Genomic DNA, 25,730 nt, shown 5'->3' on the forward strand with positions numbered 1-25,730 from the left:
CTGGTCTGTCGCCGGTTGAAAATGAACCCGTATTATGCGGGCGGCCCGCCAAGCCTCCTTAGCCAGGGCGGTTTACCATCCAGTCGGCGGTATCGAAGAAGGACGTGAGGAGGCGCTCGCGCAAGGCGGCGTCGAGGCCGATGTCTTCCATTGCCCACGCCATGCAGCGCAGCCATTGATCCCGTTCCGGCGATGCAATCGCGAAGTTCATGTGGCGAGCCCGCAACCGCGGATGCCCAAAGCGGCTGATGTAATGATCCGGGCCGCCCATCCAGCCGCACAGGAACCAGAAGAATTTATCGCGGGAATTCTCGAGCGTGGGGGGATGCAATGCGCGTAAAGCTGCGAATTCCGGTTCGAGATCCATCAGGTCGTAAAACCGGTCGACGAGTGCACGCACGCGCTCCTCGCCACCAACGAGTTCAAACGCCGTAGGTTGCGGCGCTTGTTCGATATTTGCTTCGGTCATGCGTTTTCTTCAGGGTTATCGGGACAGGCAGCAATGAATGCTGCGGCAAGCGGCGAGTTTCATCTTGAGTGTAGCGGGGAGCGCCCGGCCATGCTTTATCCGGTCTTGTCCGGCTCGATCAGGCATCCCGCAACGATTGCAGCGCGGGCCGCGACAGCACGCGGCGCAGGCTCATCCAGCCGCCCACGCCCGAACACACGACACCCGCCACGACGCCCGCGGGCACGAGCCACGGGTTGAAATCGATGTGAAATTCGAACACGCGCGACGCCAGCACCCAGCCGATTCCCTGCGCGCCAAGCGCCGCCATCAGCCCGCTCAATGCGCCCACCGCCACGAACTCCGCGGTCTGCACCGCGCGCACCTGTTTGTGCGACGCCCCGAGCGCACGCAGCAACGCGGACTCGTGTACACGCTCGTCGCGCGTACCGGCCAGCGCCGCGTACAACACGAGCACGCCCGCCGCGAGCGTGAACACAAACAGGAACTGCACCGCGCCGATCACCTGCTCCAGCACGCGCTGGATCTGCGCGAGAATCGGCGCGATATCAATGGCGGTCACGCTCGGATATTTGTTGATCAAGCCATCGATCAAACCCTGCTGCCCCGGTGGCAAATGAAAACTTGTGATGAACGTGGCGGGCAGATCGCTGATGGACGGCGGCGGCATCAGCACAAAGAAGTTGACCTTGAACGAATTCCAGTCAACCTTGCGCACGCTTGTGACCGGCCCTTCCACCTGCATGCCGGCTACGTCGAAACGCATCGTATCGCCAAGCTTCACGTGGATAATCTTCGCGAGCCCCTCTTCTATCGATATCTGCGGCTTCGCGTCCGTGCCGTACCAGTCGCCGCCGACCACGCGGTTATCGCTAGGCAGTTCGGTGGTGTACGAGAGGTTGAACTCGCGGTCGACCAGGCGCTTTGCATCGACCTTCTCGTAGTTGTCGGGACTGACCGGCTTGCCATTCACGGCGATCAGCCGACCGCGCACCATGGGCGACAACGCCGCGTCGGCCTGGCCATGCTGCTTGAGGTAGTCGGTTACGCCGGCGCGCTGGTCGGGCTGGATATCGATGAGAAACTGATTCGGCGCATCCGGCGGTGTTGATTGCCGCCAGCCCGCGATCAGGTCACTGCGTGTCATTGCAATGAGCAGCAGGCACATCAGGCCGATGCCGAGTGCCGTGATCTGCAGCGCGCTCGCGCCGCTGCGCCGCTCAAGCGACGCCAGTGCGTACCGCCAGCCCACTCCCGCACCCACGCGTTCGCTGCGAACAAATCGCGCGGCGGCCCAGAGCGCCACCCGCGCAATGCCGCCAAACACCACCAGACCGCCCGCGAATCCTCCCGCCACGATCCCGCCCAGTTTCCACTCGCCCGCCGCCAGCACAAGCAAACCGGCGAACAGCAGCACGCCCACGCCGTAGGCGATCCACGCTACCCGGCCCGCATCGCCAAGCTCCCGGCGAATCACGCGAACCGGCGGCACGCGCGTAAGCGGCAGCAACGGCGGCACGGCGAAACCCAGCAGCAGCACCAGTCCGGTCGCAATGCCCTGCAACGCGGGCCAGGCGCTGGGCGGCGGCAATTCGACATCGATGAGTGTTCCCAGCCAGTCCAGCAGTACCAGGTGCCCGCCGAAGCCGAGCACGACCCCCACCGCACTGCCAAGCAGTCCAACAGCCAGGAATTCACCGATAAACAAAGACCGCAACGTCCCCTGGCTTACGCCGAGGCAGCGCATCGCGGCGCAGCCGTCCAGATGCCGGCGTGCGAAGCGGTGCGAGGCCATGGCGATTGCAACCGCCGCGAGCAGCGCGGTCAGCAGCGAGACGAGCGTGAGGAAATGACTGGCGCGGTCGATGGTCTGACGCACTTGCGGCTGGCCGTCCTGCAACGATTCCAGAGCGACGCCGCGCAGCTTGCCGTCGTCCACCTTCGCGCGGGCGAAGGCGGCGAACTGTTTGACCTGAGCATCCGGTCCCGCCACCAGCAGCCGATAGGTCACGCGGCTGCCGAACGTAACCAGGCCGGTGGACGCGAGTTCATCCTCACGCATCATCAGGCGCGGCGAAAAGCTGACGAACGAAAAACCGCGATCGAGTTCGCGGGTAATGACCGCCGCCACCTTGAACGCGCGCGTACCGACGCGGACGGTGCCGCCGACGGGCACTTTCAGCGCATCGAGTAACGCGGGGTCGACCCAGACGGTGCCGGGTGCAGGAATGGAGGTGGCGGGCGTGCCGGGTTGATCGACGGCCGTCGCAATGCGCACCGCACCGCGCAGCGGATATCCGGGGGAAACGGCTTTCAACGCCGCAAGGCGCGCAACAGGCGGGGTGGATGCATTGCCCGAAACACCCGCGCTGATCATGCTGGGGAAGATGGCAGTGGTGGCAGTCTCGAGCTTGAGTTGCGCCGCTTCTGCGGCGAACGCGGGATCGACCGGATGATCGGCGCGCACGACAAAATCCGCGGCGATCATCTGGCGCGCATCACGCTCCAGCCCCTGGCGCATGCGGTCCCCGAGAAACCCGACGCTCGCGAGCGCTGCAACCGCCAGCACGAGCGCGAGGATGAGCATGGTCAACTCGCCCGCCCGCCAGTCGCGAGCGGTCATTCGCAGTGACTGACGCACGATTTGCACAAAGCCCAGCCCTTGCTTTGACTCCTGCCTGGAATCCTGCTTCGAAATCTGCTCCGAAGTCTGCTTCTGCTCGCCGCCCACGCCACTAGTACTCAATCGTGCTTGCTCCCGAAGCGGCCGACACCCGGATTCACGCGTGCGCTGACACTGGGCACCATGTGCTTGGCCATTCGCCCAAAGCCGCCGCGCACGCCTCTCACGAGCCGTGGCAGCAGCCAGCCGGCACACAACAGGAACGCGATGATCAGGACGAGGCACAGCAGCGGCACGAACAACGCGAGCGTGATGCCCAGCAACGCGCCGAAATCCTCGGTCGCCGAGGCCACCCAGTTCGACACCGGTTCCGGCGATAAATTGATCAGCGCACGCGTGCCGGCTTTCGCCAGATGCGCGGCGCCCGCGAGCGTACCGCCGGCGAGCGCGGCCACGGTCAGCAGCGCCGGATCGGCGTGGCCGAATGCACCGACCGCCAGCACCGCGCCGGCCGGAATGCGAATGAAGGTGTGGATGGCGTCCCAGAGGGAGTCGAAGGCGGGGATTTTATCGGCGAAAAACTCGACCACGGCGAGCGCCGCCGCCACGCCGATCACCCACGGTGAACCTAGCACCGCGAGGGTGTCGGGTAGATGCACCAGACCCAAACGCTCGAACAGCCCCGCGACGAACACCGTCAGGTACAGTCGTAGCCCGCTGGCCCACGAAAGACCCGCTGCCAGCGAAAGTGCTTCAAGCATGACTGTCTCCTTGCGCGCTGCTCGCCCCGCGCCCGAGCGCCGGGCAAATTCCGGCGCATCTGGCTGCGAATGCCTGACCCGCCGCTCAAGCTGCCCGGCGACGGGCTGGGATAAATGGATGCGGCCCGGTATTCGATTGGCCCGGCCCACCTTTCTGGCGCTATGCCGGATTCATATGGCAAATTCAGCTGCCGAACCCGGTGAATTTTTCAAGACAGCTAAAAGTCATTATAGCCACGCGTTGCCCGTTGATGCATCGCGCCATACGTCGGCGTGTTCAGCATCCAACGCTCCTGATTCCGCCCTTAATCGTAAAACCACAGCACACACGGCCCTGTGCTCCGCCCTGTACTCTTTAACGGTCGTTTTTACGATCCCTTTAGCGGTCCCTTAATGGACCCTTAACGGTCCCTTGATGGTCCGCGACAAAAGGCCGCTGCAATGCGCTAAACCGTCGTTTTTAATGTCCCGACGACAATTTCAATCCGATCAGCCCGACCACGATCAACCCGGCACTCGCGATTCGCGCGACCGTTACCGCTTCACCCAGCATGACAATCCCGAACACAAACGCCCCGACCGCGCCGATACCGGTCCACACGGCGTAGGCGGTACCCAGCGGCAACTGGCGCATTGCCATTGCCAGCAGCACGAAGCTGCCAACGGCCGTGACCAGCGTGAACACCGACGGCCAGAGCCGTGTGAAACCTTCGGAGGTTTTGAGACCCGCGGCCCACGCCACTTCAAGCAGGCCGGCGATCAGCAATAGAAACCACGACATGAGAACTCCCGTCGAAAAACGGGGCCGTCCCCGATGTGACTGAGGCGCGCAAGGTCGTCCATGCGGCATGTAATAGGAGTGTAATTATAACGATAATGCCTATGGATCGCTCGCCGGCCGCGACGCTTCAGAGGGAATTCGAGCCGGATTACAAGAAATACCAAAAGCTGAAATAACCCGCGGCCGGCTTGCTGACAACGCCTTTATACGCCGCGTTAATCCGTTCGAGCATTGAACGCATCCTCGAATGACGACACGAAATAAAAACGTCCTTTCACGAAAACCTGCGCTAATCTAAACCAGTACGCAGCGGTCGATGCATGAAACACCGTCGTGACGGGCACAACACAACGCCGCATTGGGCGTCTGGACGTGGCTGGCGCGCCGCGAATCAACCCATTTGAAACTTCTCGCACGGAGTGTTCATGGAGTTCGATGCCGTTTTGCTATCCCGTTTCCAGTTTGCCTGGGTGATTGCGTTTCATATCCTGTTACCGGCCTTCACGGTCGGGTTATCGTGTTTTATCGCGACGCTCGAATTGCTCTGGTGGATCAGTGCACGGGACGTCTACAGGCGGCTTTCTGCCTTCTGGTTAAAAATATTCGCGGTTTCATTCGGCATGGGCGTGGTGTCGGGAATCGTGATGCCGTTCCAGTTCGGCACCAACTGGAGCCGTTTCACCGACGCCACCTCCGCCGTGATCGGCCCGCTGATGGGTTACGAAGTGCTGACTGCGTTCTTTCTCGAAGCGGCGTTCCTCGGCGTCCTGCTGTTCGGGCGCAAGCTCGTGCCGCAATGGGCGCACGTGCTGGCAGCGGTTTTCGTCGCGTCCGGGACGGTGATTTCGTCGTTCTGGATTCTCGCGGTGAATAGCTGGATGCAGACACCGGCGGGTTACAAGCTCCTTCCCGACGGCCGCTTCGAAGTGACGAGTTTCTTCGACGCCATCTTCACGCCCTCCTTCCCCTACCGCCTCGGTCATACGGTCAGCGCGTTCCTGGTGACAGCCGCGTTCGTGATTCTCGGCGTCGGCGCGCTTTATTTACGGCAGCGTCGCGCGCTCGAGGAAAGCCGCGTGATGACCAAGATGGCGCTGATCTTTCTCGTGATCATGGTGCCGGTGCAGATGGTTATCGGCGATATGCACGGTCTCAACACGCTCGAACATCAGCCGGCCAAGATCGCCGCGATGGAAGGCCTGTGGAACACCGGTTCGCGCGTGCCCGCCAATCTCTTCGCGATCCCCGACCAGGCCAACGAGCGCAACGATTTCGAAATCTCGATACCGGTACTCGGCAGCATCTACCTCACGCATGATCCGAACGGCACGGTGCGCGGCCTGAAGGACTTCCCGCGCGAAGACCGCCCGAACGTGGCGGTAGTGTTCTTCGCGTTCCGGATCATGGTCGGCATCGCGTTGCTGATGTTTGCGCTGGTGCTCTCCGGCATCGTGCTGTTCGCACGCGGCAAGCTCGAGACAAGTCCCCGCTGGCTGCGCTGCGCCACGTATGGCATGCCGCTCGGGTTTATCGCCGTGCTGGCGGGATGGACGACGACCGAAGCCGGCCGCCAGCCCTGGACCGTGTATGGCCTGATGCGCACCAGCGACTCGGTCACACCGTCGCTGACAGCCGGCGATGTCGGGCTCTCGTGGCTGCTCTACGTGCTCGCGTATATCGTCATCTTCGGCTCGGGATTCATCCTGCTGCGACGGCTCGTGCGGATCGGCCCCGCCGACGAACATGTGGATACCGACAACGACCTCCTGCAACCGGAAACGCGTGCGGCGCGGCCGTTATCGGCGGCGTCCGCCAGTGCATCGGGCGGCGCGGGCGCGGTCAAACCCGTTGGCCCGGACGACGTCGTTCCCCCTTCCAGGAGATCATGATGCTCGACCTCGTACCGCTGTGGGCCGCCATCCTGGCGCTCGCCGTATTCATGTACGTGCTGCTCGACGGCTTCGATCTCGGCGTGGGCATGGTGTTCCTGATGCGGCGCGACCCCGGCGAACGCCAGTTGATGATCAACTCCGTCGCACCCGTCTGGGACTTCAACGAAACCTGGCTGATCCTTGGCGGCGGTGGATTGCTCGCGGTCTTTCCGCTGGCGTTCGCGATCATCGTGCCCGCGGTTTATTTTCCGATCCTGCTGATGCTGCTCGGCCTGATCTTTCGCGGCGTGGCGTTTGAATTCCGCGAAGTGGTGGGCGCCCGCAAGTGGATTTGGGACGGTGCGTTCGGTTATGGATCGCTGGTCGCGACGTTCTCGCAGGGCGTTGTGCTCGGCATGTTCATGCAAGGCTTTCCCATTCACGGACGCGTGTTTACCGGCACGAGCTGGGACTGGTTTGCGCCGTTTCCGCTGCTGACGGGTGTCGGGCTGATTTTTGGCTACGCGCTGCAGGGCACCACATGGCTTGTGCTCAAAACGGAGGGCGAGTTGCAGGAATGGGCACGTGGCATGGCGAAGAAAGTGCTGTTCGGCGTGATCGCGTTTATCTTGCTGATCAGCATCTGGACGCCGCTGAAGGACGCGCGCATCTCGGAGCGCTGGTTCAGCTTTCCGAACAGCTTCGTGTTCGCGCCGGTACCGGTACTGACGGTGCTGCTGGTCTGGACGTTATGGTCGGCGCTCGAAAAACGCAAGGAAGTGGTCCCGTTCATGTGTTCGATCGGGTTGTTCTTCCTGGCCTTCACCGGTCTGGTGATCAGCCTTTGGCCATTTATCGCGCCGCGGTCGGTGACGTTATGGGATGCGGCCACTCAACCTCTTTCGCAGCAGTTCCTGCTGATCGGGACGATGTTCCTGCTACCCGTTATTGTGCTTTACGTGGTGTGGTCGTATTGGGTGTTTCGAGGCAAGGTGCGCGGTGATATGGGTTATCACATGTAGCTCTATCTCCGGGCGTGCTCCGTGCTGGCGCAAATGAGAAGCCCTTCACAACGTCTGGGCGGCCGCCTTCTCCAGGATCCGGCACCACTTGTGCGCCTCGCGCCGGTCCCGCATCGGAAGATTCCAGCGCGACTGCGTCGTATCCTTCACATCAAGTGCAACTTGCCAGGCGCCTGACGTTCCCGATGCGCCCGGCTCCATCCGCGCTCCGCGCAGATCAGCAAAAATAAACATGCCGACCTGACCGCCCACTCGCACCTCGCACAACCGCTTGGCCGCGGCGAGCCGCACGCCGCCCCAATCCCGCTTGAGTTCGTGGGTCCAGTCGCCATCGTGAACGTTCGGTGCGACTTCCTTCCACCGCATCCAGAAGTACACGGCAATGCTCACCACCGCCAACCCCGCGATCACCGCCGCGCCAATCGCAACACTCACACCGAACGCCGCCGATATGGCGTGAAACGACCAGAACGCACCGTAGATCACGGCAACCAGGACAACAAGCGCAACAATAATCGGCATCGGTCAAACACCTTGCAAGGCTGGTTACGTTATTGGGTCTTGTGCTTCTCGTTCCAGTCTTTCAACGCCTGCAGCGTGTTCGCCACATGCTTGTCCGGCGACAGGCTCGTATATTCATAGATCACCGTACCGTCCGGTGCGATCACGTATGACACGCGATTAGCCATGGTACTGACCAGCGGCATGGTCGCATCGTATTGCTTGATGATGGTCGCATCACCGTCGGCGGCAACCGGGAATTTACTCCGGCACTCGCTCACTGAAAACTTCTTCAACGTGTCGATGTTGTCGTGTGACACGCCAATCACCGTCGCCCCCAGGGCCTTGTATTCATCAACGGCATCCGCAAACTCGTGCGCCTCGATCGTGCAGCCCTTTGTGAACGCAGCCGGATAGAAGTACAAGACCACGGGCCCCTTCTTCAACTCGCTCGCAAGCGAGTACTCATAGGCATTGCCGCCAAGCGAGGCCTGCGCTGTGAACATCGGCGCGTGATCGCCCGGCTTCAGGGTTGCATAAGCCACCAGTGCGTAAGCCGCAAGCGCGGCGCCCAGCGACACTCCCAGCATTCTCCCAGCAAACTTTCGCTTCATGAGACTCCTCTAGTTTCGTGACCCGCGTACGTCCGGACGAACAACCGGAACAACGGCATAACCCATTGACGCAGCAACCAAGCCTACTCCACCCGATGCGCACCGAACCACTCGGCCGCCTCAACCTGAAGATCAGCAAGCACAGCCGGCGTCAACACGCCAAGATCCAGACTTGAACTGATGCTCGAATCGAGCTCCGGCGCATCGCCCCTTTCAGCCGCCTGCGAGAGTCGCAAGAGCGCACCGAGCGGACCTTCGCCATCGACAATCGCAGCACACATTTCTTTCGACAACTTCAGCAAATCCATGATCTCGACCGGCGGCAAATCCACCACCACATGCACAAGCGAAAAGATGCCGGTCATGAAGGCGGCATCGGCGAACTCCTCGCTCGACGGCCGCATGATACGCGCCGCCAGCTCCATGAAACGGGCGCGTGTCCCGACGAGTTGCACGAGCGGATCCGAACGCCACGGCAAGTGGCGGCCATCCGCATAGAGCAGCAACTGGGTCCAGCGCGAAATCTGCCGGGTGCCGGTCGCGACAATCGCCTCGCGCAACGACGACACGGGCCGGCTCAGTTTGAACGCGCTCGAATTGGCCAGCCGCAGCAACTGCACGACCACGTTCGGATTGAGCTTCAGCTCTGCCTCGAGTTCGCTGATATCGGGCTCACCCGACAGTACGCCCAGGAGTCTCAGCAGCGCAGTGCGCGACGGATTCGAGCGGCGCGTGACCAGCACCTGCGGACGGGCAAAAAAGTAACCCTGGAAGAGATCGAAACCGAGCTTGCGGGCTTCTTCGAAGTCCTGGTGCGTTTCGATCTTTTCTGCGATCAGCGTCTTGCCATGTTGCTTGAGCGTTAACGCGAGTCCGGGCAGATCGGCGCGCCGCGTGGCAAGAAAGTCGACCTTTACGTAATCCACGTAAGGCAGCGCCTCGTGCAGGGGTTCGGTGAGCGACACGACGTCGTCAAGGGCGAACTGGAAGCCGGCTGCACGCAACTGGGCGCAGCGCTTGAAAAGCTTGGCGTCGAAGGTAACGGTTTCCAGGATCTCGAGCACGAAACGCTCGGGCGGCATGATGTGGACGATATCGTCGAACAGCAGGTCCCGGTTCATGTTCACGTAGCCGCGATGATCCCCCAGCACCGCCGACAGCCCGATCTCGCCAACCGTTCGCGCGACCACATGGGCGGTGGCCTGCACGTCGTCGAAAATGCGTGCGCGATTGTCCGGGCTATCGCGAAACAGCAGTTCGTAAGCATGCAGCGCGCCGTTGCGGTCGATGATCGGCTGACGGCCGAGATAAACGCTTTCCGGTTCACGGAGAACTGGCCGGCCAGGCTTCGCAGCGGTCTTCGCCGCGCCCTTCGGCGGCGCTGCGAGACTGTCCGCGGCGTTACGCGGCGCGCCGGAACTTGAGTCCCGGTCAACCGGCGGCATGAATGGACCTGCTGCGTTCATTCGATACCGGCGATACCGCGTGCTCAATGCAATGGACAGCCTTCGCCGCGACCTCGGGCGACACGATGCGTGCACTCGGCGCGTTCAATACGCCTGGCTTGGTGGCCGGCTCCGGCAATCGGCTTGGGGACGCAATCATGGCGTGCAGCAATGGAACGGTGTTGATTGAATGGCGACCACACAGCGGTTAGCTCAAACGGGTAGCTTGAGGGGTTGGCTTGAGGGCTGGCTTAAGGAGTTCACTTACAAGCACAAAAGAGCAACGCAAACGCGCAATGAGTGGTTGGAGAGCGGCCAAGCGATAGCTCGAAACAACTCGAAACAACCCTGGGCGGCGCAACTGACCGGTTCAGGACTTGGCGGCTACCAAGCCTCACTCTACCCCAAATCGCGATGTCGACAAATTGCGTCAAACCCGCCGCGGCCATGGCTTGCGGGCGCACCGCTATTCCTCTAAAGAATTTCGGGACACAACCGTTAACTTGCAAAGAACGCGTCCGACTCGCGGTTACCAGATCATCGGATGGCTCACGCCCGCATCGCCGGCCCATCAACAGCCGGCGCCCGATGCAGCGCGCTTGGCCGGACGGCGTGCGCCGCGCCCCTACCGGCCGGCGTGCAATCAGACAGGCTATAACCGAAACATGCCAGTAAAACGGATCACCGCCCAGCGCTTGAATGCATGGCTCGCCCTAGCCCGCCAAACCGGCATCGCCATGCGCACGAGCGCCCGGGCGCTGACCGCGACAACGTTGCCTGGCTGCATCGCCAGGTTCGCCATGGCGGAAGCAACACCCGCCACTGCGCTGGCCACGGGCAGCCGCGAACCTCTGCCGCTCACGCTCCCCGGATCAACGCCGCATGGCCCACGGGAGACAAGAGCCGGACGCCCCGCTACGGCATTGTCGCGGGCGCAAGCTTCGCCTGCGACGCTTCACGTGCTGCACCCGGCCGCGGAGAATGAAGCTGAAGCGCCCGCGAACATCGCTTCGGACGCAACGCTTGCCGCCGTCGACTTCCTCGCGCAAGTGGATGCGTCGCTGCGGTTTTGCTATGTATCGCCGAGGAGCATCGACTTCCTGGGTTACCACCGCGATTACCTGAGCTCGCTCACGTTGCACGAACTGGTGCCCTCGGCTGAAATCGATGAACTCGATGCGCTCGTCGCCCGCGCCGAGCAAAGCGGCAAGCTCGAGAGCGCGACGCTGCATCTGCTGAAATCCCTGACCACGCCGATTTTCGTCGAGCTGCGGGTCCTCGCGACGCACACGCAAGGTCTGCCCGGCTTTGCGCTTGCCGCGTTCGAGGTTTCGCACTGGCGCGACCGCGAAGCTGCCCTGCGGCATGAGCTGCACCACGATCCGCTGACCGGCCTCGACAACCTGACAGCGCTGAAGCGCGCGCTCGATGCCGCCCAGGCGCAGGCTGTTCAAACGCACACGCATGCGGCGCTGCTACTGGTGGATATCGACGATTTCCAGCGCATCAACCGTGCACTCGGCTACGACGCCGGCGACGACATGCTGCGCGAGACGGGGCGCCGCATCCAGCACGCAGGGCGTGCCGGCGAGCGCGTGGCGCGGGTCGCCAGCGACGAATTTGCCGTGCTGTTCTCGGCCGGTACCTCGGCCGAAGCGGCCGCGATGGCCGAAGATGTGTCGCGGCGAGTGCTGAGTGCGATTGCACAGCCCTACCGGTATCGCGGACAACATACGCATTTGTCGGCGAGCATTGGCGCCGCCATCTTCCCCGATGAAGTCGAGCAGGCCAGCAGCAGCCTGCTGCGCATGGCCGACCATGCCCTGGCGCAGGCAAAGAGGTCGGGCGGCAATGTCGTCGTGTTCCATGTCCCCGACGACGACCCCCGCAACGCCGAGCGCCTGAACCTGGAAGCCGACCTTTACGAAGGCGTGCGCAACGGCGAATTTTCGCTGCACTTCCAGCCCATCACCGAAAGCCGCAGTGGCGGCGTGATCGGCGTGGAAGCACTGATCCGCTGGCAGCATCCGGTCCACGGCCTCGTCCCGCCGGGAGCTTTCATTCCGCTCGCGGAGTCGATTGGCCTGATCAACTATCTTGGCAACTGGGTGCTCAAGGCTGCGTGCATGCAACTGGCGCAGTGGGACAGCGAAGGTTTCGTGCTGGACTACGTCTCGGTGAACGTCTCGCCGCAGCAATTCCGCGACAAGCGTTTTACGCAGAACGTGAAAGATGCATTGCAGCTGACGGGCCTCGATCCGCGCCGGCTCGTGTTCGAAATCACGGAAAGCCTGTTGATGCACGATCCGAAAGAAGCCACGCCCCTGCTCGAAACACTGACGGCGCTTGGCATTGCGTTCGCCGTCGATGACTTCGGCACCGGCTATTCCAGCCTGGCCTACCTGCAGCGCTTCCCGCTGTCGAAGCTGAAGATCGATCGAAGCTTCATAGAAAACCTCCTGAGCTCGCGCAATAACCGGGCGATCGTGGCCGCGGTCGTGGGCCTGGCAAAATCGCTGGAGCTCGAACTCGTGGCGGAAGGCGTGGAGACAGAGGCGCAGCGCGAACTGCTGATCGAGATGGGCTGCGACCAGATCCAGGGCTGGCTGATCAGCAAGGCCCTCCCCGCAGGCGAACTGATGCGTTGCTTTCAGGATAAAACGCTCTTTCTCCGGGCGCCCTTATAAGATACCGTCACATTTTTGCGTCGGCACGGCCAAAAACGGGTGCTATTGCAGCGTTTCATTAACGGTCTGCGGTAAAGCTTCCGTGTGAGAGCGCCGTTAAACAATTTATGCAGGCTTTTTTCCGCGCATTACACTTCGACTCAGGTCGACGATTCAAGCCGTTCCGGGTGCCCGGTCCGGAACGTGTAAGGCATTGACACCAAACGCATGGCAAGCAATTCCAAAGCCGAATTACTGGACAAGCTGTGGGGCCGCATGAGCGAGCGCGGAGACTTTCCGATGCTCTCCCAGGCCCTGCGCACCACTGTGTCCGCGATGAGCGACGACGATCTGGACTTTACCGCTCTGGTCCAGGTCGTTCTATCGGACTTCGGCCTCACGCAGAAGGTGTTGCGGCTCGCCAATTCCGCGATGTACATCTCGTTCGGCGGCAACATCACCACCGTGACGCGCGCGTTGATGGTGCTCGGCATGGATGCGGTCGGCCATCTGGTGGTCGGGCTGAAACTGGTCGATCACTTCCATCAGAGCGCCCCGCGGCGCATCGACGCCAAGCTCGAACTGAATCGCACGCTGCTCTCCGGTGCGGTCGCGCGGCAAGTCACCGAGTGCAGCGAGTTCCGGGCGTCGGAAGAAGCGGTGGTCTGCACGCTGATGCGTCAGATCGGCAAGCTGCTGGTGGCGTTTTATCTTGAGACCGAGTGGGACCAGTTGCGCCGCAAGGCCACGGCCGAGCACATCAGCGACAGCCTCGCGTGCAGCACGTTGCTCGGCGTCACCTTCGAGGAAATCGGCATGGAAGCCGCGGATCGCTGGCGCCTGCCGGAGACCATCCGCACCGGCATGCTGACCCGCGACCCGCTTGCCCCTGTCGATGAAAAAACGCCGCGCCATGTGCGCTGGCTGCAGGCCGTCACCAACTATTCCACCGAAGTCGCCGATGCGCTCACCGCGCAGCATGTCGACGAGACACATCGCGAGATATCGCTGGTGGAGATCGCGAACCGCTATAGCCGCGCGCTGCTGACCGACGCTTCCACGCTCGCCGCGATGAGTCTCGCGCTCGCGAACGAGGACTCGAACGACGGCGTGATGCGGGAAATCGTGGAACTGCGCGCAGATGCCGATGCCATCGCGCGCGCGGGGTTATCGGCGGAAGCGCGGATTGCCGCGGGCCTTGAGGACTTGCGCTCGCTGCCGTCGAAGAACGCGCTGGGCGCCGTGCTCGCGCTGGCCTCGGAAGCGGTGCTGGCCGGGCTCACGTTTTCACGCACGGTGGTGTTCGTGCGCCAGTCCAACAATGAGTTCCAGGCGCGTCTTGGCCTTGGGTCGGGCGTGGACCGGTTGCTGCCGTCGCTGACGTTTCCGGCGGCGTTCGAGCCCGACGTGTTTCATCTGGCGATCTCGAACCCGGTCGGGATTTTTATCGAGAATGCTCGCGATCCGCGTATTGAAGCCCGCTTGCCGCGCTGGTTCAAACCGTCATTCGGCGACGCCCACGCGTTCGTCCTGCTGCCCGTGAAGGCACACGGCTCGACGGTGGCCATGCTCTACGGCGACTGGACGCAAGCCGAGCAGGTGCGCAAGATCACGCAGCCGGAAATGGCTGCGTTGAACGAGTTGATGCGTGAATTGAGCCGGTTCTTTTCCAACGCGGACTGGAAGGAACTGGAGCTGCTTTAACGCTTTTTGAGATTCGGCCGTGGCGCTGCTGACTCTTCTTCACGAGCCGGCAGCGCCACGGTGAGTTGCTTGTCCTCACCCTCGTCCTCACCTTCGTTGTTACTCGCGCCAGAGTATCGCCACCGCCTGATCGCCGTACTCCACGATGTACCCCCCATGCTCGCGCTGCCACTCACGCGCGGCGCCGGCACCGGCAAACCACACCTTCTCATGGTCGCCAAAAGCGCCCGCATCGAAGCGGTATCGATCGATGACGGCGGGCTCGCGCGTATCGAGCACCGGCTTGCAGGCGTCCCAGCCGGAATGACCCCGCTCGACCGCCAGCATGTTCAATATGTGCTTGAGCTGAACGTCAGCGCGGGACTCGTGAAGCTGTGCGAGCGTCTCGGCGCGGGTTACGCCCGCAGCGAGCAAGCGGCGCACGACAGGCATCGCCGTGCTTGTGCTGTCCGCGTGAGCGCGACGAAGCAGCCGGCGCGCGTGGCGTCGAAGAAATTCGGTGTTGGTGAGATCGGAATTGACAGTGCGAGGACAGGATGTTGACCACATGACGTTTCTCCTTGTTGCGCCGTTCTCGCTGCGGCTAAAGGTTCAACGTTGCGGTTTATCCAGATGAAGCGATAACGCATGACAGGTGTTTTCACTTTCGCGAGACCGGGCGCCCTGCCGCGCCCGTCGCGAATTCTAGAACAAAGGCTTGCGGTTGAGCAAGCCTGCGTTCGTCGATCAGCGTGCATACAGCGTTACATCACGCGAGTTGAAACTTCCCGACCAGTTGTTTCAATGCATGTGCCTGATCGTCCAGCGACTGCGCAGCAGCAGCGGCCTGCTCGACCAGTGCCGCGTTCTGCTGCGTGCCCGCGTCCATTTGCGTCACGGCGAGATTGATTTCCTCGATTCCGCTGCTCTGCTCGGCCGACGCCGCCGAAATCTCGCCCATGATGTCCGTCACGCGCTTGACCGCCTTCACGACCTCGGCCATGGTCGCGCCGGCTTCGTGCGCGAAAGTCGAACCATCGGACACACGCGCCACCGACGCGTGGATCAAACCCTTGATCTCCTTCGCCGCCGCCGACGAACGCTGCGCGAGGTTGCGCACTTCCCCCGCGACGACCGCGAACCCACGCCCCTCTTCGCCCGCCCGCGCCGCTTCGACGGCTGCATTGAGCGCCAGAATATTCGTCTGGAACGCGATGCCTTCGATCACCCCGATGATGTCGCCAATGCTCTTCGCGCTCGCATTGATCTGCTCCATGGTCGACACCACGCGGCCGACCACCACGCCGCCCTTTTCCGCAATCTCCGATGCGTTGTAGGCCAGCGAACTCGCCTGCTTCGCGTTCTCGGCGTTCTGGCGCACCGTCGACGTCAACTCCTCCATGCTCGATGCCGTCTTTTCCAGCGCGACGGCCTGTTGTTCCGTGCGCTGTGACAAGTCCACGTTGCCCTGCGAGATTTCGCTGGACGCCGACGCGATTGCTTCCGCGCTGGCCGCGATTTCGCCGACTGTCGTCGACAAATCCTTTTGCATGCCGGAGAGCGCGTAGAGCATGCTGGCGTTATCGCGTTTGGAGATCGCGATGCGGTTCGACAAATCGCCCGCCGCAATCCGGCTGGCGATTTCCATGGCGTAGACCGGTTCGCCGCCGAGCTGTTTTGCGAGGCGCCGCACGACCCATTCGCTCACCACGAACGCCAGCACGATCAGCACGAGCGTCAGCAGCGCCACCATCACGAACGACGCGTGATAAATGGTGGCCGCCGATTCGATAATCGCCTTGGCCGCCGCGCCTCGCTGTTCAATGAGCGCGTTCACGAGCTTTTCCAGCTTGCCCGTCGCCACCAGCAGCGAGACGTCCTGCATCCCGACCTGCCAGTTCATCTGCGACAGATCGAGCGGTTGTTCCTTCACCAGCTTGACGAAGGTGCGCAGGTCGGTGCTCCACGCGCCAACGGCCGTCGCCAGGCGCTTCTGGTCGCCGGTCGGGTCCACGTAGTTTTGCAGGTTACGTTGCCCGCGGCCGATATCCGCGAGCGCATGCTCGATATCCGCGCCGAGTTCGTCGCGCTCCTTGGCGGTCGTCGCCGTCAGCAGCATCTTTTGCGACCGGCTCGCACGCAGCACGGCGCTGCGCAGTTCTTCAACGGCGCGGCTGGCGACATACCCTTCACGATAAATGGATTCCGTCGAACCGTTGAGACGGCTGATCTGCGTCAGCGCGATCACGCCGATCGCGAGCGTGCCCACCAGCAAAAACGCGAACGCCAGCCGCAGCGAAGCCTTGACTGACAACGAACGGCCGCCTGTGCCGGCGATCTTGACCACCGCCCGGGCGGCGGCCTTGGCGCCGCCTCCGGGAATAAATCCAGCGCCGGGATTACCCGGTAGCGAAAACGGTTTCATCTATTGAATTCCCCAATTTTGATTGGCGTCGCGTGACCTGCTTCTTGGGCGGGACGCACGGCTACATCAATGGTCTACGGCCGGGAACGGCGCTTCTTTATAGGTATTTTCTTCACATGTTACTAAGTTGCATCGACTTCACCAAAAGCGGGCGTGCACGCGCCAGGCACGGGCAAGCTCTTGTCTGCTTCGCGACAAACTTTGGCCGGACAATGCATAGAGGACACATTAAAATTGTCAGCAAACGGCGCGTCCGGAGCGCTTCTGACATATAACGAAACACGACGGGACACTACTTCCAGCCATCATCATGCAGACAAGTATTGATAAAAGCGCGCTCGGCGCCGCACCCGCCCTGAGTGCTGTCGTTCCGCGCACGGCGTTTTCCGTACTGGGCGCGATCAGTTTTGCGCATTTGCTCAACGACATGATCCAGTCGCTGATCCTCGCCATCTACCCAATGTTCAAAAGCGAGTTTTCGCTGTCGTTCGGGCAGATTGGCTTGATCACGCTGACCTACCAGATCACGGCGTCGCTGCTGCAGCCGCTGGTCGGCTTGTATACCGACAAACATCCGAAGCCGTATTCACTGCCGGTCGGCATGGGTTTTACGCTGTGCGGCTTGTTGCTGATGTCGATGGCCGGGAGCTTTCCGGTATTGCTGATCGCCGCAGCGCTGGTCGGATGCGGATCGTCGATATTTCATCCTGAATCCTCGCGGGTGGCGCGCATGGCATCGGGCGGACGCCACGGGCTTGCGCAGTCGGTGTTCCAGGTCGGCGGCAATGCGGGGAGCTCCCTCGGGCCCTTGCTGGCCGCGCTGGTCGTGATGCCGCATGGACAACGCAGCATTGCGTGGTTCTCGGCTGCGGCGCTGCTCGCCATCTTCGTGCTGGCAAACATTGGCCGCTGGTACCAGCGCCACCCGGCAGTGAAGAAGGCGCGTGCATCGGTCGCGGTGTCGGCATTGCCGCGCAGTAAAGTCATGCTCGCAATGACCGTCCTGATGCTGCTCGTATTTTCGAAGTACTTCTATCTGGCGAGCATCAGCAGTTACTTCACGTTTTATCTGATCAGCAAGTTTCATTTGGCGGTGGAAACCGCGCAGGTACATTTGTTCTGGTTCCTCGCGGCAGTGGCGGTGGGCACGATCGTGGGCGGTCCCGTGGGCGACAGGATCGGCCGTAAGGTTGTGATCTGGGTATCCATCCTGGGCGTTGCGCCGTTCACCCTGATGCTGCCGTATGCAAACCTGTTCTGGACCGGCGTGCTGTCGGTCGCGATCGGGCTGATCCTGGCGTCCGCGTTCTCGGCCATCCTGGTTTATGCCACCGAGCTGATTCCCGGCAAGGTCGGCATGGTGGCGGGACTGTTCTTTGGGCTTGCGTTCGGCATGGGCGGCATTGGCGCAGCAGTCCTCGGCCATCTGGCTGACGCGACGAGCATCGACTATGTCTATAAGGTTTGTTCGTTCCTGCCGCTGATCGGAGTCCTGACCATCCTGCTGCCCAACACACGGGATGCCAAGGAAAAAACGGTAACGGCAAAAGCGTGACGATCACGGTCATGTGAGCAGGACACACACGACCGACGAACGCACAACTCTAAAACGAGTTTTCGTTTCGACGTTCCAGGCGCCTCACAAGGTTGTCACTTGACAACCTTGTGAGGCGCGTCTACTATGGGGCTAACGATGACTCGATCACAGCATCAGAAGAAGGAAATTGAAGAAGCATTGCGGCACGCGGAAACGCATGGCTGGCGCATCGAACAAGGAGGAAGCCATGCGTGGGGGCGGATCTATTGCCCTTACAACGCGGCCGAGTGCCGCTGCGGCGAGTTTTGCATTACCAGTGTGTGGAGTACGCCGAAGAATGCGGTGAATCATGCGCGAGCCATCAAGCGCGTGGTCGACAACTGCACGTTTCAGGCACGCAAGGTTTCCGGACAATCAACGGTCTCAATCAAGGCAACGCCATGGAATACACGTTCACATTGAAGTACCGGTTATCGGACAGCGACTGCGATCACGAAACGTTGATCGGCCGTCTCGGTGCCGCAGGATGCGACGACGCATTGATCGGCGTGGGTCAGCCGGGCCGGATTGCACTGGCATTTACGCGGGAAGCGGACAGCGCGCACGCGGCATTGATGAGCGCTTTGAAAAACGTCAAGTCAGCCATTCCGTCAGCAGCACTAGTGGAGGCTTCACCGGATTTTGTCGGCCTGACCGACGTCGCCGACGCAATCGGCGTAACGCGTCAGAACATGCGCAAGTTAGTGCTCACGAACCCGGATACGTTTCCATCGCCGGTGCACGAAGGCAGCACCGCCATCTGGCATCTGGCAGAAGTCATGGACTGGCTTAAGGCAAAGGGCACGTACCAGCTCGAGCAGGCGGTTCACGAAATTGCCGAGACAACCATGCAAGTCAATCTCTCGAAAGAAGCGCAGCGACTCACGCCCCGGGCGGAGCGTGAGTTGCGCGCGTTGGTGAAGTAGAAAGAAGAAGCGCCATTACCGCGCCAAGGCTTCCTTCACCTGCACCAGCGCCCCGGCATCCTCGATCATTGGCAGATCGCCGGGGTCACGCCCTTCAGCCAACGCAGCAATTGCCCGCCGCAACAACTTGCCCGACCGGGTCTTCGGCAACATCGCCAGGAAATGCACTCGGGCAGGACGAGCGATCGCTCCCAAATGCGCATCCACGCTGCGAGAAAGTTCGGCTTCAAGCGCCTCACGCGCGCCGGCTGCGTCCAGCGCCTGGGCATCGCGTAACACGACGAAGGCCAGTGCAACTTGTCCTTTTACCGAATCGGCCACGCCCACCACCGCCACTTCGGCCACGGCCCGATGGCTGCTTAGCGCTTCCTCGATTTCACGCGTCCCGAGCCTGTGCCCCGCGACGTTGATCACGTCGTCGGTACGTCCCAGGATGGAGACGTAACCGTCTTCATCGGTCACGCCCCAGTCGAAGGTCGAATACAACTGCTGCCCCGGAATACTCTGCCAATAGGTCTTGATGAAACGCGAATCGTCGCCCCACACCGTCTGCATGCAGCCCGGCGGCAACGGATAGTCGAGCGCGATCACGCCCTTCTCGCCCGGCGCACAGATCTCGCCAGTCTCCTCGTTGCGTACGGTCAACGCGAAGCCCATCGACGGCACGCCGGGCGAGCCAAGTTTCGGCGGCAACGCTTCAATCCCCCGCGGAATCGCGATCATCGGCCAGCCGGTTTCGGTCTGCCAGTAGTTATCGACGACGGGCTTTTTCAATGCGCCCTGAATCCACTGCGCGGTAGGTTCATCCAGCGGTTCGCCGGCCAGGAACAGCGTGCGCAAACTCGATAAATCCGCCTGCTCCATCAGCTTCGGGTCCTGCTTCTTGAGCACGCGTAGTGCGGTTGGCGCGGTGAACATCAGGTTGATCTTGTGCTGCTCGATGATCCGCCACCAGATGCCGCCATCGGGACGGATCGGCGTGCCTTCGTACATGACCGTCGTCAGGCCGGCAATCAGCGGCGCGTAGATGATGTAGCTGTGCCCGACCACCCAGCCCACGTCCGATGCGGTCCACATGGTGTCGCCGGGATTGCCCTGGAAGATGTGTTCCATCGATGCCGCCAGCGCGACCGCGTACCCGCCCACGTCGCGCTGCACACCCTTCGGCTTGCCGGTCGTCCCCGACGTATAGAGCACGTATGACGGCTCATTCGACTCGAGCCAGACGCAAGGAATGTGGGCATCGAAGAACTGCTCACGCAACGGCTCGTAGGAAACCAGATACGGCGCCTGCAGCCTTTCCGGGGCGAGCTGGCGGTCGATCAGCAACACCTTTGGCACCTTGTGCGTGGTGCGCGCCAGCGCCTCGTCCACGAGCGGCGTGTAATCGATCACCTTGCCCGCACGCGCACCGGCGTCGGCGGTAACGATCAGCACGGGCGTGGCGTCATCAATGCGCGCCGCCAGGCTCGGCGCCGCGAAGCCACCGAACACGACCGAATGGATCGCGCCGAGCCGCGCACAGGCGAGCATCGCGAACAGGGCTTCGGGGATCATCGGCAGATAGATCAGCACGCGCTCGCCCTGCGCCACGCCAAGCGAGCGCATCACGGCAGCCATGCGGTTCACTTCGGCATGCAGCTCGGCGTAGGTGTAGCGCCGCTCGATGCCCGTTTCCGTCGAGACGTACACGAGCGCGTCCTGCTGGGCACGCGCTGCGAGATGCCGGTCGACGGCGTTGTAGCAGAGGTTGGTCTTGCCACCGACGAACCAGCGGGCAAACGGTGGATTGCTGCGATCGAGCACCTGCCCGAATGGCGTTTCCCAATGGATGCGCCGCGCCTGTTCACCCCAGAACGATTCCGGATCTTCAATGGAACGGCGATGAGCTTCACGATAAGTCGGCATTCGAACCCCTGTCTGGTAGCGGAACGCCACGCCTGAATCACGCTCGGGCGCGGGCGAATTGCTCCTGAGCATAGTTCAGGCCGTGGGGCGCTGCTAGAGAGGGACGGCCCTGAGTCGACGGTTGAACAATCGGCTCCGGACATCGTTTCAAACTGCCGCGATAAATGCGATACGCCGCTACGGCATCTGCAAACGCGGCTTGCCGGTCGGGCGAGGGTTCTCAAGATCGCCGGCGGAATGCTTGAGCAGCACGGGAGCGAGTTCGCCGGCCACCCGCATGCTGGACACGACAACCAGACGCACACCGCTGCCGTGCGTTGCGGCACGCACGGCTTCGCGCGTCGAAGCCCGTGCTTCTATCCTCGGCTCGATCACGATAAACCCGCGGCAAAAGAGGGCAAGCGTTTCCCGGTGCGACCTTAGCCAGGCGTTGCGAAGGCGCGTGTCGTCGGTGGTTTCATCGGCGTCGTGGTCGGACACAATGACAAACGGCGTCTTCAGCGATAACAACCGCTGCATCTCGGCGCCCCAGCCGAACGCATAGCCCGGCTGCACTGCACACCGGCGCAAGCGCACGAGCGGAAAGCGGCTGGCGTCGTGCATGCGTTGGCGGGGTACATCGGACGCGTCGATAACAACCGGGGACGGGCTGACGGACTTCGCCAAGGAAGATTGGATGGCAATCACAGCGGTCTCGTACTCCAGAAATTCATGGCTAATGCAAGATTTGCGACTATCGGACGACGTGAAAACCGGGGTGGCCGGGGCTGCGTGGCGATATCGCCAACAGGCTGCGCCGCTGCGGCGAGCCATGCCTGGCGCGTGGTCTCGATCACCCGTGCGGCGTTCGCGGACATTGCGCGCTGTGCCCGGCTGGAGTCGGGCGTCGTTTCGGCCATGTGGACCTCCTGTCGTCCCGAGCATTGTAATTGATAATCATTAGCATTTAAAAGAGAGAATTTTGGGGAGCGGGTCAGGGGGAAAACGAAGGGAATGACGGGATAGGCCACGGCGCTGAAGGCGGTGGCAGGGAGAAGTTGCGTGATGCTGGTCCGCCCTGCCGCGGCAGCAAGACGCGTGAGGACGCGCCTTGCTCAGCTGCGAACGGTCACGCGTTCAGGAAGGAAGGTGTTCATTGCCGGAAGAAGTCCACGCAGCCAGAAACCGCCGCAGGATTCCCGACGAATAGGCGCCGCCCAGCGCATGCAGGAACTCGAGGAAGGATTCGTGCGCATCGGCGTCAGCGGTATCCGACACCGTGCGCACGATCGCGCACCGGACACCGTGCTCGAAACACACTTGCGCGAGCGCAGCGCCTTCCATCTCGACGGCCAGCGCATCGGGCAGCGCTGCACGCAGCGCATTGACCTCGTCATGACTCGATACAAACCGGTCCCCGCTCACGATCAATCCGCGATGTAATTGCGGCGGATGCACGCCGAAACGCGTTTCCAGCGCAGCGTGTTCATCGGCGAGAAAGGCGCTGCATGCATCCGCCAGCGCGGCATTCAGCGCGGCGTCGCCAGGAAAACGCGCCATGCCAAGCAACGGCACTTCAAAGCGCGGAAACAACGGCGATGCGTCGAGATCGTGCTGCATCAGCGTTTCACCGATCACGATATCGCCTACACGCACGTCCGCGCGAACACCGCCCGCCACGCCGGTGAACACGATGGCGTCCACACCGAACAGATGGATCAACGCGCTCGCCGTTGCCGCAGCAGCCACCTTCCCGACACGCGCCAGCGTCACCACGCACGGCACCCCATGCGCGATGCCGACGTGGTACTCACGCTGGCCGATGGTTTCGGTACGCACCTCACCGCCCGCGTGCATCGATTCGATCAGGTCGCCCAGTTCCTGCGGCAACGCGGCCATGATGCCGAGACGCTTCACCTCCGCGTTCATTCCACCGCCTGCAACTTGGCCACCGCCAGCGCCAGCCACTTCTCGCCGTGGCGTTTGAAACGAACTTGTGCTTTTGCATCCGTGCCTGAGCCTTCCAGTGCGATCACCGTGCCCTCGCCAAATTTGTTGTGGAAGACGGGCTGACCAATCTTGAAACCGGTGTCGGCGGCACGCTGGTTGTTGGCGAACGCCGGCAGTGGCTTGCCTGCATCGGGATCGGCGTACGCGGCGCGTTCCTTGTCAGGCCGCGCGAACCAGTCGCGGCCCCAACCGGCGTTATCTGACCGGCCGCCCCAGCGTGCGCCCGCCTCCACCTTCGGCGTGAGCCACTTGAGCGAGCCTTCCGGGAGTTCATCGAAGAAACGGGAGCGAATGTTGTAGCGCGTCTGGCCATGCAACATCCGGCTCTGCGCAAACGAAAGATACAGCCGCTCCTTCGCCCGCGTGATCGCCACATACGCCAGCCGCCGCTCCTCTTCGAGCCCATCGCTTTCCTGCGCGCTGTTCTCGTGCGGGAACAGCCCTTCCTCCAGACCAGTGATGAACACCGCCATGAATTCAAGGCCCTTGGCCGCATGCACCGTCATCAGTTGCACCGCGTCCTGACCGGCTTGCGCCTGGTTGTCTCCTGCTTCAAGCGATGCGTGAGACAGGAAACCAGCCAGCGGCGTCATGGTGTCGGGATTTTGCGCGGGATCGGCGAGGCTTGGCCGGTCGAGCACGTCGACGGACGGATCGTCGGTCGCCAAGCCGATTTCCGGCGCGTTCGTCGCGCCCGGACGAAGCGGAATGGAACGCGCGGGGGTATCAAGCCCGTAGCCCTCCTCCTGCACGAACGCCGCTGCGGCGTTCACCACTTCCTGCAAGTTCTCCAGCCGGTCCTGACCTTCGCGCTCGTTCTCGTAATGCGTGGCGAGACCGCTTGCGCGAACCACGTATTCCACGGTTTCCGGCAAGCTCATGTGCTGGGTCTCGGCGCGCATCCTGGCGATCAGTTGCGCGAACGCGCCGATGCTCGAACCCGCCTTGCCTGTCACATAGGGAACGGCAGCGGCCATCGAACAGTTGTACAGGCGGGCGGCGTCGGCCAGTTGCTCGATCGACCTTGCCCCTATCCCGCGCGTCGGAAAATTCACGACGCGGGCAAATGCGGTGTCGTCGTTCGGGTTGTCGATCAGGCGCAGATACGCCAGCGCGTGCTTCACTTCCTGGCGTTCGAAGAACCGCAAGCCGCCATACACGCGATACGCAATGCCCGCGTTCACCAGCGTGTGTTCGATGGTCCGCGACTGCGCGTTGCTTCTGTACAGGATGGCGATCTCGCCGCGCGCGGCGCCCGCATGGATCATCGCCTTGATCTCCTCGACGATCCACCCCGCCTCCTGCGTATCGGTCGCGGCTTCATAGACGCGCACGGGTTCGCCGTGGCCGGCGTCGGTACGGAGATTCTTGCCGAGCCGCCGCGAGTTCTTGGCGATCAGGAAGTTGGCGGTATCGAGAATATGACCGTGCGAGCGATAGTTCTGCTCGAGCTTGATCATGTTGCGCACGTGGTACTCGCGCTCGAAGTCGTGCATGTTGCCGACGTTCGCGCCGCGAAATGCGTAGATGGACTGATCGTCGTCGCCGACCGCGAAGATGGCGTTGTGCTCGCCCGCCAGCATCTTCAGCCACGCGTACTGCAGCTTGTTCGTGTCCTGGAACTCGTCGACGAGGATGTTTCGAAAGCGCGCCTGATAATGCGCGCGCAGCGGTGGATTGTGCGCGAGCAATTCGTAGCAGCGCAGCAGCAGCTCGGGAAAATCGACGACACCCTCGCGCTGGCATTGCTGCTCGTAGGCCGCGTACAAGTCGACGAACTTCATGTTGAAGGAATCGGTCGCGTCGACGTCTTTCGGGCGCAGCCCTTGTTCCTTCGCGTTGTTGATGAAGTACTGGAGATTTTTTGCCGGATATTTTTCGTCGTCGATATTCAGGCCCTTCATCAGCCGTTTGATGGCTGACAACTGGTCGGACGTATCGAGGATCTGGAACGTCTGCGGCAGGCCCGCGTCGCGGAAATGTGCGCGCAGCATGCGGTTGCACAGGCCGTGGAACGTGCCGATCCACATGCCGCGGGTGTCGATCGGCATCATCGCGGTGAGGCGCGCCATCATTTCCTTGGCGGCCTTGTTCGTGAAGGTCACGGCGAGAATGGTCGTGGGCGACGCCAATCCCTGCTGGATCAGCCAGGCGATACGTGTGATGAGTACGCGCGTCTTGCCGCTGCCCGCACCCGCGAGGATAAGCGCCGGCTCGTTCGGCAGCGTGACGGCGGCTAATTGTTCAGGGTTCAGATTGGCGAGCAGATCGGGCATGGGGGAGTTTTCCGGTGGGACAGGTATTATAAATCGGCAGGGGAGTGGCCGTTGGCACTTGGGTTCGGGACAGGCTCGTTCGCTCCAGCTCTGCGGTATCCGCCCCAAGCGCCCGCCAGGACCCCGCCAAACACAATCCCGCGCGCGAACGAAGAACCTTCCCGCTGACCCCGCCCTGTCTACGCCTTATAATT

Annotated in this window: 22 protein-coding genes; 8 read left to right on the forward strand and 14 right to left on the reverse strand. The window is 62.2% G+C overall.

The annotated features are described in order from the left end of the window. Positions 1-58 precede the first annotated feature (58 nt). From AWB69_RS09155 to sugE, 4 genes are all read right to left on the reverse strand, one after another. Entirely contained in the window at positions 59-469 is a 411-nt protein-coding gene (locus tag AWB69_RS09155) for a group II truncated hemoglobin (protein WP_062084572.1), read from the reverse strand. Positions 470-587: 118 nt separating this feature from the next. Beyond that, positions 588-3,092 (reverse strand): ABC transporter permease, encoded by a 2,505-nt coding sequence (locus AWB69_RS09160; RefSeq protein WP_082913326.1) that lies wholly within the window; start codon positions 3,090-3,092, stop codon positions 588-590. A 119-nt stretch (positions 3,093-3,211) separates the two neighbouring features. Next, a complete protein-coding gene (locus AWB69_RS09165) occupies positions 3,212-3,853 on the reverse strand; it encodes a DUF4126 domain-containing protein (protein WP_062084574.1) in 642 nt (213 codons plus the stop codon). Positions 3,854-4,313: 460 nt separating this feature from the next. Next, positions 4,314-4,634, reverse strand: coding sequence for a quaternary ammonium compound efflux SMR transporter SugE (gene sugE / locus AWB69_RS09170; protein ID WP_062084576.1), 321 nt, complete (start codon positions 4,632-4,634; stop codon positions 4,314-4,316). Between the two features lie 425 nt (positions 4,635-5,059). Between sugE and AWB69_RS09175 the strand changes: the two genes are divergently transcribed. Continuing rightward, the gene (locus AWB69_RS09175; RefSeq protein WP_062084578.1) at positions 5,060-6,523 is read left to right on the forward strand and encodes a cytochrome ubiquinol oxidase subunit I; all 1,464 of its coding nucleotides are present in this window, start codon (positions 5,060-5,062) and stop codon (positions 6,521-6,523) included. Beyond that, a complete protein-coding gene (cydB, locus tag AWB69_RS09180; RefSeq protein WP_197500202.1) occupies positions 6,520-7,527 on the forward strand; it encodes a cytochrome d ubiquinol oxidase subunit II in 1,008 nt (335 codons plus the stop codon). Before AWB69_RS09175 ends, cydB begins: the two co-directional genes overlap by 4 nt. Before the next feature lie 45 nt (positions 7,528-7,572). Here the strand turns inward: cydB and AWB69_RS09185 are convergent, their stop codons facing one another. The 3 genes from AWB69_RS09185 to AWB69_RS09195 all read right to left on the reverse strand — a co-directional run bounded on the left by AWB69_RS09185 (position 7,573) and on the right by AWB69_RS09195 (position 10,087). After that, the gene (locus tag AWB69_RS09185; RefSeq protein WP_062084582.1) at positions 7,573-8,049 is read right to left on the reverse strand and encodes a hypothetical protein; all 477 of its coding nucleotides are present in this window, start codon (positions 8,047-8,049) and stop codon (positions 7,573-7,575) included. A 29-nt stretch (positions 8,050-8,078) separates the two neighbouring features. After that, the gene (locus tag AWB69_RS09190) at positions 8,079-8,642 is read right to left on the reverse strand and encodes a peroxiredoxin (RefSeq protein WP_062084584.1); all 564 of its coding nucleotides are present in this window, start codon (positions 8,640-8,642) and stop codon (positions 8,079-8,081) included. Between the two features lie 83 nt (positions 8,643-8,725). Continuing rightward, entirely contained in the window at positions 8,726-10,087 is a 1,362-nt protein-coding gene (locus AWB69_RS09195; RefSeq protein ID WP_082913320.1) for an EAL and HDOD domain-containing protein, read from the reverse strand. Positions 10,088-10,089: 2 nt separating this feature from the next. On the opposite strand from AWB69_RS09195, the gene AWB69_RS09200 reads away from it, so the two are divergent. From AWB69_RS09200 to AWB69_RS09210, 3 genes are all read left to right on the forward strand, one after another. Further along, on the forward strand, positions 10,090-10,299 hold the full coding sequence (locus AWB69_RS09200; protein WP_062084586.1) for a hypothetical protein: 210 nt from the start codon (positions 10,090-10,092) through the stop codon (positions 10,297-10,299). A 453-nt stretch (positions 10,300-10,752) separates the two neighbouring features. Then, positions 10,753-12,774: a putative bifunctional diguanylate cyclase/phosphodiesterase gene (locus AWB69_RS09205; protein WP_231937039.1), complete on the forward strand. Its 2,022-nt coding sequence runs from the start codon at positions 10,753-10,755 to the stop codon at positions 12,772-12,774. A 207-nt stretch (positions 12,775-12,981) separates the two neighbouring features. Beyond that, complete coding sequence (locus AWB69_RS09210; RefSeq protein WP_062084588.1) at positions 12,982-14,457, forward strand: HDOD domain-containing protein; 1,476 nt, start codon at positions 12,982-12,984, stop codon at positions 14,455-14,457. 99 nt (positions 14,458-14,556) lie between these two features. Here AWB69_RS09210 and AWB69_RS09215 read toward each other — a convergent pair whose 3' ends face one another. Further along, complete coding sequence (locus AWB69_RS09215) at positions 14,557-15,006, reverse strand: hypothetical protein (protein ID WP_062084590.1); 450 nt, start codon at positions 15,004-15,006, stop codon at positions 14,557-14,559. Positions 15,007-15,205: 199 nt separating this feature from the next. After that, positions 15,206-16,861, reverse strand: a complete 1,656-nt coding sequence (locus tag AWB69_RS09220) for a methyl-accepting chemotaxis protein (RefSeq protein WP_062084592.1) — start codon at positions 16,859-16,861, stop codon at positions 15,206-15,208. Positions 16,862-17,171: 310 nt separating this feature from the next. Here AWB69_RS09220 and AWB69_RS09225 point away from each other — a divergent pair, with 310 nt between their 5' ends. From AWB69_RS09225 to AWB69_RS09235, 3 genes are all read left to right on the forward strand, one after another. Continuing rightward, complete coding sequence (locus tag AWB69_RS09225) at positions 17,172-18,416, forward strand: MFS transporter (RefSeq protein WP_062084594.1); 1,245 nt, start codon at positions 17,172-17,174, stop codon at positions 18,414-18,416. Between the two features lie 138 nt (positions 18,417-18,554). After that, positions 18,555-18,860, forward strand: coding sequence for a hypothetical protein (locus tag AWB69_RS09230; protein ID WP_062084681.1), 306 nt, complete (start codon positions 18,555-18,557; stop codon positions 18,858-18,860). Next, positions 18,839-19,363: a helix-turn-helix transcriptional regulator gene (locus AWB69_RS09235; protein WP_062084595.1), complete on the forward strand. Its 525-nt coding sequence runs from the start codon at positions 18,839-18,841 to the stop codon at positions 19,361-19,363. The genes AWB69_RS09230 and AWB69_RS09235 overlap by 22 nt, the downstream gene beginning before the upstream one ends. 15 nt (positions 19,364-19,378) lie before the next feature. Here AWB69_RS09235 and AWB69_RS09240 read toward each other — a convergent pair whose 3' ends face one another. The 5 genes from AWB69_RS09240 to AWB69_RS09260 form a co-directional block, all read right to left on the reverse strand. Next, the gene (locus AWB69_RS09240; protein WP_082913321.1) at positions 19,379-21,343 is read right to left on the reverse strand and encodes a propionate--CoA ligase; all 1,965 of its coding nucleotides are present in this window, start codon (positions 21,341-21,343) and stop codon (positions 19,379-19,381) included. A 105-nt stretch (positions 21,344-21,448) separates the two neighbouring features. After that, positions 21,449-21,958: a hypothetical protein gene (locus tag AWB69_RS09245; protein WP_231937040.1), complete on the reverse strand. Its 510-nt coding sequence runs from the start codon at positions 21,956-21,958 to the stop codon at positions 21,449-21,451. Beyond that, entirely contained in the window at positions 21,955-22,170 is a 216-nt protein-coding gene (locus tag AWB69_RS09250; protein ID WP_062084599.1) for a hypothetical protein, read from the reverse strand. Before AWB69_RS09250 ends, AWB69_RS09245 begins: the two co-directional genes overlap by 4 nt. Before the next feature lie 217 nt (positions 22,171-22,387). After that, positions 22,388-23,179 carry a 5'-methylthioadenosine/adenosylhomocysteine nucleosidase gene (locus AWB69_RS09255; protein ID WP_062084600.1) on the reverse strand — a complete coding sequence of 264 codons (792 nt, stop codon included), beginning with the start codon at positions 23,177-23,179 and terminating at the stop codon, positions 22,388-22,390. After that, positions 23,176-25,536, reverse strand: a complete 2,361-nt coding sequence (locus tag AWB69_RS09260) for a UvrD-helicase domain-containing protein (protein WP_062084601.1) — start codon at positions 25,534-25,536, stop codon at positions 23,176-23,178. Before AWB69_RS09260 ends, AWB69_RS09255 begins: the two co-directional genes overlap by 4 nt. Positions 25,537-25,730 lie beyond the last annotated feature (194 nt).

Origin of the sequence: Caballeronia udeis, from assembly GCF_001544555.2 — a bacterium.
Classification (GTDB): domain Bacteria; phylum Pseudomonadota; class Gammaproteobacteria; order Burkholderiales; family Burkholderiaceae; genus Caballeronia; species Caballeronia udeis.

What these genes read in the sequence shown, in the direction of transcription:
- cydB (WP_197500202.1), top strand. Translation starts at nt 6,520, where the DNA reads ATGATGCTCGACCTCGTACCGCTGTGGGCCGCCATCCTGGCGCTCGCC.
- AWB69_RS09200 (WP_062084586.1), top strand. Translation starts at nt 10,090, where the DNA reads ATGGACCTGCTGCGTTCATTCGATACCGGCGATACCGCGTGCTCAATG.
- AWB69_RS09185 (WP_062084582.1), bottom strand. Translation starts at nt 8,049, where the DNA reads ATGCCGATTATTGTTGCGCTTGTTGTCCTGGTTGCCGTGATCTACGGT.
- AWB69_RS09190 (WP_062084584.1), bottom strand. Translation starts at nt 8,642, where the DNA reads ATGAAGCGAAAGTTTGCTGGGAGAATGCTGGGAGTGTCGCTGGGCGCC.
- AWB69_RS09260 (WP_062084601.1), bottom strand. Translation starts at nt 25,536, where the DNA reads ATGCCCGATCTGCTCGCCAATCTGAACCCTGAACAATTAGCCGCCGTC.
- AWB69_RS09155 (WP_062084572.1), bottom strand. Translation starts at nt 469, where the DNA reads ATGACCGAAGCAAATATCGAACAAGCGCCGCAACCTACGGCGTTTGAA.
- AWB69_RS09250 (WP_062084599.1), bottom strand. Translation starts at nt 22,170, where the DNA reads ATGGCCGAAACGACGCCCGACTCCAGCCGGGCACAGCGCGCAATGTCC.
- AWB69_RS09160 (WP_082913326.1), bottom strand. Translation starts at nt 3,092, where the DNA reads ATGACCGCTCGCGACTGGCGGGCGGGCGAGTTGACCATGCTCATCCTC.
- sugE (WP_062084576.1), bottom strand. Translation starts at nt 4,634, where the DNA reads ATGTCGTGGTTTCTATTGCTGATCGCCGGCCTGCTTGAAGTGGCGTGG.
- AWB69_RS09235 (WP_062084595.1), top strand. Translation starts at nt 18,839, where the DNA reads ATGGAATACACGTTCACATTGAAGTACCGGTTATCGGACAGCGACTGC.
- AWB69_RS09195 (WP_082913320.1), bottom strand. Translation starts at nt 10,087, where the DNA reads ATGCCGCCGGTTGACCGGGACTCAAGTTCCGGCGCGCCGCGTAACGCC.
- AWB69_RS09165 (WP_062084574.1), bottom strand. Translation starts at nt 3,853, where the DNA reads ATGCTTGAAGCACTTTCGCTGGCAGCGGGTCTTTCGTGGGCCAGCGGG.
- AWB69_RS09240 (WP_082913321.1), bottom strand. Translation starts at nt 21,343, where the DNA reads ATGCTCAGGAGCAATTCGCCCGCGCCCGAGCGTGATTCAGGCGTGGCG.
- AWB69_RS09225 (WP_062084594.1), top strand. Translation starts at nt 17,172, where the DNA reads ATGCAGACAAGTATTGATAAAAGCGCGCTCGGCGCCGCACCCGCCCTG.
- AWB69_RS09205 (WP_231937039.1), top strand. Translation starts at nt 10,753, where the DNA reads ATGCCAGTAAAACGGATCACCGCCCAGCGCTTGAATGCATGGCTCGCC.
- AWB69_RS09210 (WP_062084588.1), top strand. Translation starts at nt 12,982, where the DNA reads ATGGCAAGCAATTCCAAAGCCGAATTACTGGACAAGCTGTGGGGCCGC.
- AWB69_RS09230 (WP_062084681.1), top strand. Translation starts at nt 18,555, where the DNA reads ATGACTCGATCACAGCATCAGAAGAAGGAAATTGAAGAAGCATTGCGG.
- AWB69_RS09215 (WP_062084590.1), bottom strand. Translation starts at nt 15,006, where the DNA reads ATGTGGTCAACATCCTGTCCTCGCACTGTCAATTCCGATCTCACCAAC.
- AWB69_RS09220 (WP_062084592.1), bottom strand. Translation starts at nt 16,861, where the DNA reads ATGAAACCGTTTTCGCTACCGGGTAATCCCGGCGCTGGATTTATTCCC.
- AWB69_RS09255 (WP_062084600.1), bottom strand. Translation starts at nt 23,179, where the DNA reads ATGAACGCGGAGGTGAAGCGTCTCGGCATCATGGCCGCGTTGCCGCAG.
- AWB69_RS09175 (WP_062084578.1), top strand. Translation starts at nt 5,060, where the DNA reads ATGGAGTTCGATGCCGTTTTGCTATCCCGTTTCCAGTTTGCCTGGGTG.